The following is a 15199-nucleotide window of genomic DNA, read 5'->3' as shown; positions in this document are numbered from 1 at the left end:
CTTATAAAACTTCAACAGTGGAGTATCCACCACTTTTTTTACTTACATGTACTTGCGTAGCTACGCGTTCACTCATTTCACTCACATGCGATATAACCCCTACTTTGCGGCCTTGTGCTTGTAATGAGTCGAGTGCGTCCATAGCAACGCTGAGTGTTTCGCTATCTAACGTACCAAACCCTTCGTCAATAAACAAAGAGTTGATTTGGACTTTGTTTGATGAAAGCGATGCAAGTCCCAATGCCAGTGCCAAAGATACTAAAAATGATTCCCCCCCAGAGAGCGTATTAACCGAGCGCTGTTCGTCGGCCATGTCGCGGTCAATAATGGCTATATCGAGCGATTGCGCAATAGCTGTAAGCTCATAGCGTTTATTAAGGGTTTTTAAATGGCTATTAGCATAATGCAGCAATATTTTAAGGGTTTGTGTTTGCGCTAAATTGCGCATGGTTTTACCGGTTGCATCCCCTAATACTTTATTAAGCACGTGCCACTGCTCTACCTGTTTTTTAAGAGTAGTAAGTTCAGCATGTCTGCTCTTAAGTGCTTTGGCGTTTTGATTGTGTTGCTCAAGCGCGGTATTAGTGCCAAGCAAACTATTTTGTAGTTCAGTTTGCTGGTTAGCTAAAAACGTTTCTTGCTCTGCTAATTGGCTTTCGTTTTTGTCTGGCTTGTTAGTATTTTGGTGATCTGTTTGCGCTTTTTGTTGTTGTTTAAGCGCTGCATTTGCGTCTGTAAGTGCTGTTAAACGCTGCTCAAACTGCATTAATTGCGCTTTTATTTGCTCACTAGTTAGTGTTAGTAAAATAGCGATCTGTTCGTGATTTACCTCGCTATACTGCGCTTTAAAGTCGCTAAACCAAGCATTGTAGCGCTCTTCAAGTGTGCTTTGTTCTTGAATTTGTTCTGCCAATCGCTGCTCAACGTTTTTAAGTGTTATAGCGTGCTCATCGCGTTTTTTAATGGCGTTGTCGTGAGCTTGTTGGCTTGTATGTAACTCCTTTTGGCATTGCTCAAGCTGCGCATTAAGGTTTACTTGGTAATCATCGGCGCTTAATGGCTCGTTGTTAAATAAAGCAAGGCGCGCAGTGTGCGTGGTGTTTTGCAGTTGTTGTGCTTTGGCTATGTCGTCTTTTAACACTTTAAGTGCCTGCTCACTTTTAGCCATTAACGGAGTGAGTTGCTGTAATTGCTGTTCAGCGCTGTCTATTTGTTTTTGACTTTGTTCAAGTTGAATTTGTGTTTGCTGGTACTGCTCAACCTGCTGGCTTAAATCGCCCATATTAAGCGTGTTATTTTGCAATTGTTGCCAAAAGTCACTGTGTTCAAACTGCGCGTTTAGGGTACTAGTAAGCTCGTTAATTTGCGCACTTAGCTCTGCATGCTTTGTGTTTATTTGATTAAGCTTGTTGGTTAATTCAACATGCTGATTATGCAATTGCTGTTGTGTGTGTTGCTCAGTTTTTAAGTTGTTTATTAGTTGGTTTACTTTTTCTTGCAGGGCTGTTTGCTGTTTTTGCGACTCAAAATAGTGCGACTTTTGACTGCTTAGCTGGGCATAGGTGTCATCAAGCTGCTGTGCTGTTAACTCGTTAAGCTCTGTACGTGCCCCTTGCATTGTCGTTTTAATCTCTAGCTGCTTAGCCTGTGCGCTTTGTATGGCTTGGCTATGCTGGGCGTGCTCAGTGACAAGTACAGCATGTTGAGTTTGGTGCTGATGCAGCTTAGCTTGGGCGCTATCGTGTTGCTCTTTAGCTTGGTTATAAGTTGTTTCAAAGTCGGCTATTAGGTTATTTAATTGCGGGTTTTGGCTGCTGGCATACGGGTGCTCTTTTGCACCGCACACAACACAGGGCTCGTTAGGGGTAAGCTGCGTACGTAAATGCTCTACGTTTTCGCTGGCACGCAGGCGAGCTTGGTTTAATGCATATTCACTGTGTTTAAGTGCTTGCTCGCACGAGGCTAAGCTTTGTTGCAATGATGTTTGCGTTTGCTCACTGTGTAAAAGCTTCGCGGCCACCGCGGTTTGTTGCTGTGTACTGGTTTTTATTTCTTGATTAAGCTGCTGATAGCGCAAGCGCTGATCTTTTAAATATTCAATATTTTTAAGCGTGCTATCGCACTGCTCAATATTAAATTGGTGTTGTTGCTCAGTTAGCTGACTTAAGTTTTTCTGTTCACATGCTAGTTGCTGCTCTTGCAATTCTACTTTTTTAGTTTGATCTGCTAGTAGCGTCGCTTGTTTAGCTTGTTCTGCTAACAGCTGTTTGTTTTGAGAAGCGGCGGCTTTTAGTTGCTCATTGGCACTTAAATACGTATTAAAGCTATGTTGGTAATAATTCCAATCAGTGGCTAATGGTTTTAACTGCGCGTGCTCGTTTAACCATGTTTGATGCCCTGTGTGGAGTTTTTTTGTCTCATCAAGTGCATTTTTGCTTTGCGTATACTGCGTTTGTAATTCGCTAAGTTGATGCTGCTCTTTTTCGCTTTGCTGAGTCAGGCTTGTGATTGTTTGTGTATGTATAGTAAGTTGGCTATCTAGCTCACGAGCTTTAGCAATAATAGGCTCTGCCGTTTGTTTTTGTTGCGTGGCAGTTTGCAGTGCAGTTTGGTGTGTTTTTAATTTTTCGGCTTGTTCACTTATAAGCGCTGCATGGTCAATCGCTTTCAAATCGCTTATTTGAGTATTCAGTGCCTTGTTTTGCGTCGTTAAGTATTCATGTCGTTTGCGATTGTCTTTTATTTCGAGGGCGCTTTGGGCTTGTTTTGCTTGCTCACTTTGCTTTGCTATTGCATCAAGCTGTTGTTGTGCGTGTTGTTGCTGCTCTACTGCGTGTTCAAGTGCCTGCGATAAGCGAGCTGCTTGCTTGTACCAATTTAAGTCTTGCTCTGTGGCTGCATGCGTTTTTTTAGTCTGCTCAATTTTTTCAAGTAACTCATCACGCAGGGTTTGTTTAGCAGTTAATTCGTCATCGCTTAGCAAGGTGTAGCTTGCAAGGCTTGCATTAAGTAATTCATATTGATCTTTTAGCGCTTTATTGCGCTCAAAAATACGTTTACCAATTAAGCTAAATTTATCGGTGCCGGTTAAACACTCTAAAAGTTGTGCGCGTTCATCGCCTGTGGCTTTTAAAAAGGCGGCAAATTCGTGCTGTGCTAATAAAACCGCACGGGAGAACTGATCAAAGCTCAGCCCTATTTTGTTCTCTATTGTTTTTATAGTTTGGCTTTTATCGGCTATCAGGGTTTCATCGGGCAAGGTCACTAACGTATGCTCAGCTACTTTTAGTTTGCCTGTTGCCTTTTTGTGGGTACGTTGTATTGAATAACGTGCACGGTAAAGCGCTTTGTCTTGCCCTACAAAATCTACTTCGGCAAAACCTTCCCACTTGCCTCTGCGCAGTAAGTTACGCGCATCGTTTAATTTTATACTGTCGCCATTAAAATCTATTAAGTTGCCTTTATCACCTTTTAAGCGTGCAGTTTTGGTATAAAGCGCTAAACAAATAGCGTCTAAAAAGGTACTTTTACCTGCACCGGTGTCGCCGGTTATTGCAAATAAACCAGCGTCTTTTAGTGGAGCTTGGGTAAAGTCGATTTCGGCGTCAACTATTGAGGCTAAGTTATGTATGCGTACTGCGGTTATTTTCATAGTTGTGCTTGCTCCGTCAGCTCACTTATTACATCGTTTAAAAGCGTTTTCAGCTCATCCGGTACAGTTTGGCCGGCCATGTCTTTGTCGTTTGCAAAGGCTTGTTCTAATAAGTTTAATGGGTTGAGCATTTCAATTTCGCTTAAATCTTCAAACACGGCGCTGTTATCGCTTGTTGTGGTTTGTTCTCGCACCCGTTCGATGCCACAAAATTTTATGTGTTTACCCTCAAGAGCTTGCTCTATTTGCTCTCTAAAGGTGGTGTCGGTATCACTTGATTTAAGCTTTACGCGTAAATAAGGGGCAATCGTATGTTGTGATGTATCGAGTGCTTTAATTTGCTCGCATAGCTCGCTTAATGGCACACACTCTCCCTCTGGTAGCATAATCACCTCAGCAGAGCGTGGAATGTAAAGGGGGTTTACAGATGTGCTAATAGATTGTTTTTCATCATTTTTAAATTCGACGACATTAACTTGGTGTGTGTACTTACGTTCCGAAAACGACATAGGAATAGGCGTACCGCTGTAACGTATAACGTCTTTTTTAGCAACTTGCTGCGCTTTGTGTAAGTGACCTAGGGCTACGTAGTCTGCTTGACTGCCAAATACATTAGCCGAAATAGACTCCTCCCCACCAATTACTAAATTACGTTCTGAATCACTTGAAATGTCACCGCCTTTGGCGTGTAAATGCCCCATTACAATTAACGGCGAATTTTGTGTATTAATGCTATAGGCGTGTTCAAGGGCAAGCTTATAGGCTTTTTCAACGCCTTGTGAGTAACTAGGGCCGTTTTTAGTGTGGCTAAGTGAACTTATATCGCTGGTACGTAAAAAAGGCATAGCGACGATTACAGCGCGTTTATTTTGCGTATTTATTTCGATTACTGTGTTGGCTGGGTTGGTTATATCAAAGCGCCCAACCACATGGGTGTCAAACTGAGCAAGCAATGGCTGCGCCGCTAATATACGATTTGCTGAGTCGTGATTGCCGGCAATAATAACAACATGCAGTTGTGGGCAACGCTTTTTAGCATCTTTTATAAATTGGTAGAGCTGGTTTTCGGCGCTGGCACTCGGTGTGGCTGTATGGTAAATGTCGCCCGCAACTAAAAGTATATCTATGTGTTGCTCTACGAGGGTGCTAAGTAGCCAAGTAAAAAATGCAGCGTGCTCATCACGGCGGTCATGTTCATAAAATTGTTGGCCTAGGTGCCAATCAGAGGTGTGGAGAACTTTCATATCGCGCTCTTAAAAAACCATAAGAGCGCCAATATACCCAAGGCAAGTAAAGATGCAAGCCTCGGGAGGGCTTTAGTTTAGGTAAAACTATATATTGCAATAATAATGACAGGAAGCGCTAACAAAGCCATGCCTAGCGGCATTTTTAAACTTTTAGTTTGCTTTGCTTGCAATGCTTTTATGGCATTTGTTTCGTTACAGGCGGCTACTTTATCAATATAAAAATAACCTGAGTCTAGATACTGCTTACAACTTTGCTGATTTGCTGGAATGGCTATTAGCTCTTGTTGTTTTTTTAGGATATAAAAATCCATACACCCACCACATTGCTTACCGGTAATAAGTACATATTTGAGAATAATCGTAACGATTTTATTATGCTCAAATAAAAAAAGTGGGCGATTTTAAATATAAAATGCACTAAATATCAACCTTAAATTTCACTATTTTTAATTTATCGTATAAATAGTTAATATTAGTGAAAACACGGCAATATTTGCGCCAATTATTAGCCATGTCTTACTGTGTTTTTGTTCAGTATAAAGGCGCTTGAGCGCATCTTGTTTGTTGCATGCCGACACCACATTCACATACGAATATTGGTTTGACTCGTAGCGTTCTAGTAAGTCTTTATCAGCAGGGATCGCTTCGAGCTGATGATCTTTTTTTACAATGTAAAATTTCATATCGGGCTCCTTAAGTTAAAATGTGCTGATTATTTACATTGAGCCTAAACGCATTAAAACCCTGTAAACAGCGCTCACGCTATAAATTTAAGTTCAACTTAAACAAGATATTTTTACACCTTAATTTAATCCTAAGCTAATGGCATGAATTAGGCCTGAACCCTCATAAATACAGTGCTTGTACCTTAATTTATACATGCGCTTTCGGTGCAAGGTGTAAACCCCCTTTACAGTTTTAAAAGCGGCTTAATTTACTGATTGAAAAAGCATGTTAAAACAACGTGAATATTACCGTGTTTAATAGGCGGTTGGTCGCTAATTAATTGAACAAAAATAGTAACTTTGTCAAAGTACGCTCACAAAATCCCACTAGGACTCATAATGAAAAAAACAGTTCTTACGCTTAGCGCTTTTGTGTTGCCTTTGGCAATGTCGAGTGCTGTGCTTGCATCATCTGTTGAGCAAACTAAAGGCTCATTTGTTGATAAGTTTCGTCAGTTAGACGAAGCGCTTCCTACCCCCAATGTTTATCGTAGTGCTGCAGGTGAGCCTGGCGAAAAATATTGGCAGCAACGTGTTAATTACGACATAGACGTAAAGCTTGACGAAAAAAAGCGCCGTTTAACAGCAAGTCAAAGCATTGAGTATAAAAATAACTCGCCGCATACACTTAAATATTTGTGGTTACAGTTAGATCAAAATATTTTTAAAAGCGACTCAATTGCCGAAACCACAAAAACCTTTAAAAGCACGCTAAATAGTTTACCTGCACAAAAGCCGGCTAAATTAAGCTTAGGTGAGCTGCGCCGTCAGCAATTTATGAGCGACAACGAACTTGGCTACACAATTAGCAATGTAAAAGACGACAATGGCGATGAGCTGCGCGTTACTGTGGTTGATACGCTAATGCGCATTGATTTAAACGAGCCGCTAAAACCAGGCAAAGAAGTTGAGTTTAGTATGAACTTTGCTTTTAACATTGTTGAAGAAGATGCTGTAGGTGCACGTTCTGGTTACGAGCATTTTGAAGAAGATGGCAACGATATATTTTTACTTGCGCAGTGGTTTCCGCGTTTAGCTGCTTACACTGATTACGAAGCATGGACTAACAAGCCGTTTTTAGGTCGTGGAGAGTTTACCCTTGAGTTTGGTGACTACGATGTAGAAATTACTGTGCCTGCTGATCATATTGTATCAGCAACGGGTAAGTTAGATAACGCAAGTAAAGTACTTACGCGTACACAGCGTAACCGCTTAGAAAAAGCCGAAACGGCTAAGCGCCCAGTGTTTATCGTGACAGAAGAAGAAGCACTCGAAAACGAAAAACAAGGCACTGATAAAACAAAAACGTGGCACTTTAAAGCAGAAAATGTACGTGATTTTGCTTGGGCGTCGTCACGTAAATTTATGTGGGATGCAAAGGGCTATCAGCAAGGTGGTGATGAACAACCTTTAGTGATGGCTATGTCGTTTTACCCTAAAGAAGGTGGCGATTTATGGAAAAAGTATTCAACTGAATCTGTAGTGCACACCATGGAGGTGTATTCTCGCTATTCATTTGACTACCCTTACCCGGTAGCGCAATCGGTTAATGGCCCAGTCGGCGGCATGGAATACCCAATGATCACCTTTAATGGCCCTCGTACTGAGCTGCAAGATGATGGTACGCGTACTTATTCTCAAGCTGAAAAACGCTTTTTAATAGGCGTGGTTATACACGAAGTGGGTCATATTTATTTCCCTATGATTGTAAACTCTGATGAGCGCCAATGGACTTGGATGGATGAAGGCTTAAATAGCTTTTTAGATGGCGTTGCTGGGCGTGAATGGGACCCAACTATACCGTGGGGTGTTGAGCCGCGCGATATTGTAAGCTACATGAAATCGCAAAACCAAGTACCAATTATGACACAGTCAGACAGCGTATTACGTTTAGGCCCTAATGCTTATACTAAACCGGCTGCAGCACTTAATATTTTACGTGAAGTTATTTTAGGTCGTGACTTATTCGACTTTGCTTTTAAAGAGTACGCACAGCGCTGGAAGTACAAACGCCCTACCCCAGCTGATTTTTTCCGTACCATGGAAGAAGCATCAGGGGTTGATTTAGATTGGTTTTGGCGTGGTTGGTTTTACAGCACCGACCATGTAGATATCTCGTTAGATAAAGTGTATCAATTACGTTTAGATACCAAAAACCCAGATATTGATTTTAAACGCTTACGCGATATAGAAGCCGACAAACCAACATCACTATTTGTTAAGCGCAACCGTGAAGAAGGTAAAAAAACGTGGGTTGAAAATAATCCAGATATTACCGACTTTTACGACGAGAACGACCGCTTTACTGTTACCAATAAAGAGCGTAATGCGTACAATAAGTTTTTAAAAGGCTTAGAGCCGTGGGAGCGTAAAACGCTAGACCGTGCGCTTGAAGAAGACAAAAATTACTATGTAATGGAGTTTTCGAACCTCGGTGGTTTAGTAATGCCTATTTTATTAGAGCTAACGTATGAGGATGGCACTAAAGAGGATCGTTACATTCCAGCCGAAATTTGGCGCCGTAACCACAAAAATGTACAAAAGCTTATTGTGACAGATAAAAATAAGCCGTTAGTATCGGTAACCGTTGACCCACGCTGGGAAACAGCTGATGTAGATGTTGAAAACAACAACTACCCTCGTCGTATTATTCCTTCACGCATCGAAGTGTATAAAAAGGAAAAGAGTAAAGCGAAAGTGAGTCGAGATATTATGCAAGACATTAAAACTGAGCTTAAAAAAGACGACAAAAAAGGTGAGGAGCAACAATAATGCGCTTTTTGCTTATTATTGTTTGCCTTTTAGTTGCTGCGCCAAGTTTGGCGCATCAGCTAAAGTCATCGGTTACTACAGTGCTTTTTAATAAGCGTACCCATAATATTGAGCTCATGCATCGCTTTTATCTACATGATACTGAGCATGCGGTAGCGCATTTATTTGATGGAAAAGCCGATATCATTAGTAATAAAGCAGACCAACAACGTTTTGTAGACTACGTTGAGTCGCATGTTGCACTGCAAACCTTAAAAGGCGAGCCATTAACGCTTAGCCAAGTAGGTGCGCAAATTGATGGAAAGTTTTTTTGGGTGTACCAAGAAGCGCCTATTCCTAAAGGGATTAAAGGTATAAAAATGAGTAACGGAGCACTGCGTGATCTATGGCCTTCACAAGTAAACATGGTAAACGTAGAAGGTAGAGGCAAGATTAAAACCCTTCATTTCACCCAAAATGATACTTGGCTTGAGGCTAAGTTCGAACAATAAATGCTTCCCCAACCTACGCGCACTGCAGTAAATGTGCGCGTATTCTTCTTTTATTTATGCTGTGTTCATTTTTGATCTGTTACTAATAGATGTTCGTAGAATTTTAGTAATAAACTGCTGTTTGCAAAGCTAAGTATTAGATAAGCGATTACTTTTCTAATAATTTGTTTGATAAACATTTGCTAAATTATTCTCATGAAGTAGAGTCATTATGTTTACGCATGTTGTATTGATTTTTACCCCATTCAAGGAATGATATGAAAGCACAAGTAGAGGCTATTCAGGGAGTTATATTTGATTTAGATGGTACATTAGTATCGTCGGAGTTAGATTTTTCTCTTATAAAAGCACAAATAGGTTGCCCTTGCGAGAAAGACCTACTTGATTATATTGCCCAATTGCCATCGCCCTACATGCGCGAAGAGGCGATGAATATAGTGCATCAACATGAGCTACAAGATGCTCAATTTGCGACTATATTGCCAGGGGTTACCGAAGCCGTTAATGCTTTAAAGGCGAAAAATATTCCTATGGCAATTGTGACTCGCAATTTTGATAAAGCGGCGGCAATAAAGCTGCAAAATAATCCGCTCCCCATTGAAACAGTATTGACCCGTAGCGATGCTCCTGCCAAACCCGATCCCAGTGCCTTAAACGCAATTGCAACACTTTGGAATATCAGTGCCAGCAATTTGTTATATGTTGGGGACTTTTTATACGACATTCAGGCTGCACATAATGCCAATATGCGCGCTTGTTTGTATGCGCCTAATATGGTGCCTGTTTATGCCGATCAGGCTGACTACGTTTTACGCGACTTTATTGAATTGGTAACTTTAGTTGAAAGTTACTCTCAAAAAGTTGAGTTATGTTAAATAGGCTTTCAGTGGTTTTTTTGTGTAATAAACCTCACTTTATTTAAATATCATAACTAGCCCAATAGGATTTGAATTGGTAAAATATTGGTAAAATTAACGTATTGATTAGAGGCACAAGATGGGCAGAGCATTTGAAGTCCGTAAGAGCTCGATGGCTAAAACAGCCAACGCAAAAACTAAAGTTAACTCAAAGTACGGTAAAGAAATTTATGTTGCCGCTAAAAATGGCGAACCAGATCCCGATGTCAATCAATCACTGCGTCGCCTTATAGAAAAAGCAAAAAAAGACCAGGTACCCGCTCACGTAATAGAAAAAGCAATCGAAAAAGCAGCCGGCGGGGCAGGGGAAGATTATTCTCCTGCACGTTACGAAGGCTATGGTCCAGGCAACTGCATGGTTATTGTTGACTGCTTAACAGATAACCCAAACCGCACAATTAAAGATGTTCGTTTGCCGTTTACCAAAACAGATTCAAAAATTGGTACTCCGGGCTGTGTTGCACACATGTTTGATCACCTTGCTGTACTGGGTTTTGCCGGTGATGACGACGAAGTCGTACTTGAAGCACTCATGATGGCTGACGTTGATGTAACCGATGTTGAAGTTGAAAATGGCAAAGTGTCGGTATTTGCACCACATACTGAATACTACAAAGCAAAAAAAGCACTTGAGGAAAACTTTGAAGGGATCAACTTTGAAGTAGACGAAATTACATTTGTGCCGCAAGTACATGTTGAAATTGAAGACGAAGAAGTAATTGCTAACTTTGATAAGTTCATCAATATGCTTGAAGACTGTGATGACGTACAAAACGTATATCACAATGCAATTGTTAAAAATTAATTTAAAGCAAAACTACAGTTAGCTTTAAATAAACAAAAAGCGCGTTTTGTGTAGGCAAAACGCGCTTTTTTAGCATTAAATAAATGTTAGCTATTCAGCTAGGTTATGGTGTTGTGCTTTATATTTTAAGCGGTAGCTGTGTAATAGGGGCTCGGTGTAGCCACTTGGCTGCTTAGCACCTTCTAATACAAGCGCCAAAGCGGCTTGATAAGCAATACTATTTTTAAGTGACTCTTGGGTTTGCGCCATTGGCTTATACGCACTATCGTGCTCGTTTTGGCCATCGACTACCTTGGCCATTTTAGCCATAATCGACTCTATTTGTTGCTGTGTACACACACCATGCTGTAGCCAATTTGCCATATGTTGGCTTGAAATTCGTAAGGTTGCTCTGTCTTCCATTAAACCTATGTGATTAATATCAGGCACTTTTGAGCAGCCAATGCCTTGGTCTATCCAACGTACTACATAGCCTAAAATGCCTTGTGCATTGTTCTCAAGCTCACTTTGAATATCTTCTTTACTGAGCGTTTGTGGCTGGGCCATTAAAGGCGGTGTAAGTAAATCTGTAAGGCTTGCCAAGCCGCGTTTGGCAATTTCTTTTTGCTCGGTAAATACATCTACATCGTGATAATGCATAGCGTGCAAAGTGGCCGCGGTAGGCGAGGGCACCCACGCGGTATTAGCGCCAGACTGCACATGAGCCAGCTTTTGCTCCATCATAAGGGCCATTTTATCTGGCATTGGCCACATACCTTTGCCTATTTGCGCTTTACCACTTAGGCCGCAAGCAAGGCCTGTATCAACATTACGATCTTCGTATGCTTTGATCCACGGCTGAGTTTTAATAGCAGCTTTTGGCAAAGCGACCCCTGCGTGCATAGAGGTATGAATTTCATCGCCGGTGCGGTCTAAAAAGCCAGTATTTATAAACACTGCGCGCGCTCTAGCTGCATGTATACAGGCTTTTAAATTGACTGAAGTACGGCGCTCTTCATCCATAATTCCCATTTTAAGGGTGTTTCTTGGCAAGCTAAGCGCATCTTCTACCATGGTAAAAAGTGTATTTGTAAAAGCAACTTCTTCGGGGCCATGCATTTTAGGTTTTACAATATTGATACTTTGCGCACTGGTATTTTTAATGCCTGAGTGTTTATTTAAATCGTGCAGGGCGGCGGTCGCCGTAAACATTGCATCCATAATGCCTTCAAATACGCTTTGGCCGTAAATGTCGGTAATGGCGGGGTTTGTCATTAAGTGGCCCACATTACGTACAAACATCATACTGCGGCCTTTAAGCGTAAGGCTACTGCCATCAAGGGCGGTATATTGCCTATCGCTTTGTAAGGTACGCTCTATGGTTTTATCACCTTTTTTAAATGATTCAACTAAGTTACCTTGCATCAAGCCAAGCCAATTTTTGTAAACTTGTACTTTATCCTCGGCATCTACTGCGGCAACCGAGTCTTCGCAATCCATAATGGTTGTCAGAGCAGCTTCAAGCAGTACGTCTTTTAGGCCTGCTTTATCGGCTTGACCGATAGGGTGATGGTGATCTATTTGTAGCTCTACATGCAGGCCATTGTTTTTTAATAAAATTGCGCTTGGGTTTTGCGCCTCCCCTTGGTAACCAATAAGTTGCTCGGGGTTTTTTAGTTGGGTATGCGAGCTGTCTCTTAGGGTGATAGACAAGGCGCCTTCAACAATGGAATAGTTGGTACTTTCTATGTGTGAGCCATTTTTAAGGGGGAGGGCTTTATCTAAAAATTGGCGCGCATACGCCATTACTTTAAAACCACGAACTGGGTTATACGTAGTGCCTTTTTCGGCCCCGTCGTCTTCACTGAGTACATCTGTGCCGTAAAGGGCGTCGTATAACGAGCCCCAGCGTGCGTTAGCCGCATTAAGCGCAAAGCGTGCGTTACTAACTGGCACAACAAGCTGAGGGCCTGCACTAAGCGCTATTTCGGGCTCTACATCTTGCGTTTCTATGGCAAAGTCTGCAGGCTCGGGTACTAGGTAACCAATCTCTTTTAAAAATGCTTGGTAGTGCGCGCTATCCCACGTTTTATGTTCTTTATGGTAGTCATCTATTTGTTGCTGCAGCTGCTCGCGCTTAGCGAGTAGGGCGTTATTTTGTGGGGTAAGCGTTTGTACTATATTTGCAAAGCTTTGCCAAAACTGCTGTTCTGATAGGTGCGTGCCTGGGAGTAGCTGTGTTTTTACAAAGTTGGCCAGCTGTGTATCTACGCTTAGCCCTGAGTGTGTGAGAGTGTGTGCCATATTTACCTTCCTTAAACGGTCGCGGTGTTGTTGTGTGCGTTAAAGCAACCATAACGCAAAAAAGGCTCAGTGCGTGCTTTTTAGCCATTCATAAAAAATATAGCGGTAATAACAACTATAAATTTACTAAATCTAAAAAATAAGCCTAATGTTGAATTAAGCGATACGGAGCACACACTCCTAGCCACTCTCACAACAATTTAAATAATTTATAGACCCGTTCGAAGGATTTTATTATGACAACATACACACGTGAAACCGATACTCTAGCAACACTTTGCCAATCTCAAGGTAGCGCATGGAAAGCCATTAACCCAGAGTATGCAAGCCGCATGCGTTTACAAAACCGTTTTCGTACTGGGATTGAAATTGCACAATACACCGCAGATGTAATGCGTGAAGATATGGCCGCTTACGATAAAGACACCAGCCAATACACGCAGTCTTTAGGTTGCTGGCATGGTTTTACTGCGCAACAAATGATGATGGCAATAAAGCGTCATCAAAAAACAACTAAGCGCAGTTATGTTTACTTAAGTGGTTGGATGGTTGCTGCGCTTCGCTCTGCATTTGGCCCGTTACCGGATCAAAGTATGCACGAAAAAACCTCTGTGCCGGCACTCATTGAAGAGATTTATACGTTTTTAAAGCAAGCCGATGCACGAGAGTTAGACCACTTATTTAACGAGCTTGATGAAGCCAAAGCCAATGGCGGCGATGTGCAAGCGGTACTTAATAAAATCGATAACTTTGAGACACATGTAGTGCCCATTATTGCTGATATTGATGCAGGTTTTGGTAACGAAGAAGCAACCTACCTACTTGCTAAAAAGATGATTGAAGCGGGTGCCTGCGCCATTCAAATAGAAAACCAAGTGTCTGACGCTAAACAATGCGGCCATCAAGCAGGTAAAGTAACTGTTCCGCACGAAGATTTTTTAGCAAAAATTAATGCTGTACGTTACGCATTTTTAGAGCTAGGAATTGATAACGGGATTATTGTTGCGCGTACCGACTCATTAGGTGCAAGCCTTACGCAAAAAGTGCCTGTGTCGCAAACACCAGGCGACTTAGCTAGCCAATACAATGCGTTTTTAGAAACCACGCCTATTAACGGTGTAGATGATTTAAACGAAGGTGATACGGCAATGAAAATTAATGGCCAATTATGTAAGCCAACGCGTTTAGAAAACGGCTTGTACCAGTTCCGCGAAGGCACTGAAAAAGACCGCGTAGTACTCGATTGTGTTACAAGCTTACAATCAGGCGCTGATTTATTGTGGATAGAAACCGAAAAACCACATGTTAAGCAAATTGCAGAGCTAGTAAACCGCGTTAAAGAACAAGTACCGGACGCTAAACTTGTTTATAACAATTCACCATCATTCAACTGGACACTTAAATTCCGTGAGCAAGTGTATCAACAGTGGGTAGAAGAAGGTAAAGATGTAAGCGCGTACCCAACTCTTGGCGATAACAAAGGATTTATGGCACCAGAAATGGACGCTACAGAGCTTGCAGCCGAAGCGGATGTACTAGTACAAAACTTCCAGCGTGATGGCGCACGTGAAGCAGGTATTTTCCATCACTTAATCACGCTACCTACTTATCATACGGCTGCACTAAGCACCGATATTTTATCAGAAGGCTACTTTGGTGACATGGGGATGCTTGCCTATGTACGCGATGTACAACGTCAAGAAATACGCCGTGAGCAAGCTTCAGTTAAGCACCAAGATTTAGCTGGCTCAAATATTGGCGATACACACAAAGAGTACTTCTCTGGTGAGAACGCACTTAAAGCCGGTGGTGAAGATAACACCATGAATCAGTTTTAACGTTTCTAGATAGTGTTACTCAAGGGCCTTACGGCCCTTTTTTTGTGGCTGATTATTAATACTATTCAGTAATAAAGCTTAATCACTTCGAGAGTTAAACGTGTCGTTATTGGTGTTAAAAAACTCTCATTTACGACTTCATGGAGGCAAAGCAAGGCAGGGGCAATCTCCAAGAGCAACTAAATAGCTCATTTTTGCTTAGCTATTAACACGTTTTCCATCTTCAAAATTGTTCACTTAAATAGGCGGATTGGTATCACTGTTTGAGATTTAGATCAGCTTTTAACTAGCTCAGTTATTTTGAGATCAGAATTTAACTAGCTTTTAAGTTGGCCTGATTTAATAGCTTATTTTTACTTTAAATACGATGAAATAGAGGAAAAAACAAAAGAAAACAGCCGTTTTTAAGTTTATAACAGGTAACAAGTAAAATAATAAACCGAATTTTTACTAACTAAGCTCTGTTATA

At 41.4% G+C, this 15199-nt stretch carries 10 protein-coding genes; 5 read left to right on the top strand and 5 right to left on the bottom strand.

Annotation, left to right across the window (positions count from 1 at the left end; genetic code table 11):
- Position 1 precedes the first annotated feature (1 nt).
- The 4 genes from AN391_RS00100 to AN391_RS00085 form a co-directional block, all read right to left on the bottom strand.
- On the bottom strand, positions 2 to 3652 hold the full coding sequence (locus tag AN391_RS00100) for an SbcC/MukB-like Walker B domain-containing protein (protein WP_055013490.1): 3651 nt from the start codon (positions 3650 to 3652) through the stop codon (positions 2 to 4).
- Complete coding sequence (locus AN391_RS00095; RefSeq protein ID WP_055013489.1) at positions 3649 to 4896, bottom strand: exonuclease SbcCD subunit D C-terminal domain-containing protein; 1248 nt, start codon at positions 4894 to 4896, stop codon at positions 3649 to 3651. The genes AN391_RS00100 and AN391_RS00095 overlap by 4 nt, the downstream gene beginning before the upstream one ends.
- A 77-nt stretch (positions 4897 to 4973) precedes the next feature.
- Entirely contained in the window at positions 4974 to 5210 is a 237-nt protein-coding gene (locus AN391_RS00090) for a hypothetical protein (RefSeq protein WP_004588266.1), read from the bottom strand.
- Between the two features lie 135 nt (positions 5211 to 5345).
- A complete protein-coding gene (locus AN391_RS00085) occupies positions 5346 to 5582 on the bottom strand; it encodes a hypothetical protein (protein WP_055013488.1) in 237 nt (78 codons plus the stop codon).
- Between the two features lie 381 nt (positions 5583 to 5963).
- On the opposite strand from AN391_RS00085, the gene AN391_RS00080 reads away from it, so the two are divergent.
- From AN391_RS00080 to AN391_RS00065, 4 genes are all read left to right on the top strand, one after another.
- Positions 5964 to 8396 carry a M1 family metallopeptidase gene (locus AN391_RS00080; RefSeq protein WP_055013487.1) on the top strand — a complete coding sequence of 811 codons (2433 nt, stop codon included), beginning with the start codon at positions 5964 to 5966 and terminating at the stop codon, positions 8394 to 8396.
- Positions 8396 to 8887 carry a DUF6702 family protein gene (locus AN391_RS00075; protein ID WP_055013486.1) on the top strand — a complete coding sequence of 164 codons (492 nt, stop codon included), beginning with the start codon at positions 8396 to 8398 and terminating at the stop codon, positions 8885 to 8887. Before AN391_RS00080 ends, AN391_RS00075 begins: the two co-directional genes overlap by 1 nt.
- 257 nt (positions 8888 to 9144) lie before the next feature.
- Positions 9145 to 9762, top strand: a complete 618-nt coding sequence (locus tag AN391_RS00070; RefSeq protein WP_055013485.1) for an HAD family hydrolase — start codon at positions 9145 to 9147, stop codon at positions 9760 to 9762.
- Positions 9763 to 9883: 121 nt separating this feature from the next.
- Entirely contained in the window at positions 9884 to 10609 is a 726-nt protein-coding gene (locus AN391_RS00065; protein ID WP_055013484.1) for a YebC/PmpR family DNA-binding transcriptional regulator, read from the top strand.
- 90 nt (positions 10610 to 10699) lie between these two features.
- Here AN391_RS00065 and AN391_RS00060 read toward each other — a convergent pair whose 3' ends face one another.
- Positions 10700 to 12892, bottom strand: coding sequence for a malate synthase G (locus tag AN391_RS00060; protein WP_055013483.1), 2193 nt, complete (start codon positions 12890 to 12892; stop codon positions 10700 to 10702).
- 236 nt (positions 12893 to 13128) lie between these two features.
- On the opposite strand from AN391_RS00060, the gene AN391_RS00055 reads away from it, so the two are divergent.
- Complete coding sequence (locus AN391_RS00055; RefSeq protein ID WP_055013482.1) at positions 13129 to 14730, top strand: isocitrate lyase; 1602 nt, start codon at positions 13129 to 13131, stop codon at positions 14728 to 14730.
- The last annotated feature ends 469 nt before the right edge of the window (positions 14731 to 15199 follow it).

Source organism: Pseudoalteromonas sp. P1-13-1a (genome assembly GCF_001401875.1).
Taxonomy (GTDB): Bacteria; Pseudomonadota; Gammaproteobacteria; order Enterobacterales; family Alteromonadaceae; genus Pseudoalteromonas.
Note: the sequence above shows the minus strand (reverse complement) of the source record. Positions and strands in the feature narration are given on the sequence as shown.